General features: G+C 75.1%; 1 pseudogene. It reads right to left on the reverse strand.

From position 1 onward, the window contains the following. Window positions 1–654 (reverse strand): annotated as a pseudogene (locus tag DEIPI_RS29970) (hypothetical protein); the annotation flags it as partial.

The raw sequence follows: 654 nt of genomic DNA on the forward strand, positions 1-654 counted from the left end.
ACACGCGCCCGCGCGCCCGGCGCGAGGGTCGCCTCCCAGACGCTGCCGCGCTCGAGGTCCGTGACGGGCACGCGCGCGCCGTTCGCGGTGAGGACGAAGTCGCTCAGCGTGCCGCTCCCGGTGGGTAGCGGGAACACGAAGCGCACGTCGGCGGGCGTGTCGAGCGGGTTCGTGAAGACGTACTCGGCGCCGAAGGCGGCGTTGTAGTAGGTGCCGCGCCCGCCGCGCGCGGGATCCACGAACGAGAGCCGCGCGGTGACGCGGCTCTCGTCGAGCGTGACGGGCTGCTCCACGCGCAGCGTGGCGTCGCGGGTGAAGACGACGGAGCGGCCCGAACGGCGGAAGTCGTCCGCGAGACGGGTGACGTTCTCGCTCGACGGGTCCGTGAGGTACGGCGCGAGCGCCCCCACGGCGTCCGCGCCGAGCCGGTCGAGGAAGTCGGGCGGCAGGGTGAGGGTGCGGCGGTACGTCCGCTCGGTGAGGTACGTGACGGTGGGGGAGGGCTGCACGGTCTCCCCGGCGTCGGGGTCGGCCTCGTTGGTGTAGCGGGCGTTCTGCTGCGCGCCCGCGCGGACGTCCACGGCGCGCCTCACGACGTCGAGACCGACGACGCCCGCGAGCAGCGCGAGGGCGAGCGCGCCCCACGGGAACGCC

Origin of the sequence: Deinococcus pimensis DSM 21231, assembly GCF_000519345.1 — a bacterium.
GTDB classification, from domain to species: Bacteria; Deinococcota; Deinococci; order Deinococcales; family Deinococcaceae; genus Deinococcus_A; species Deinococcus_A pimensis.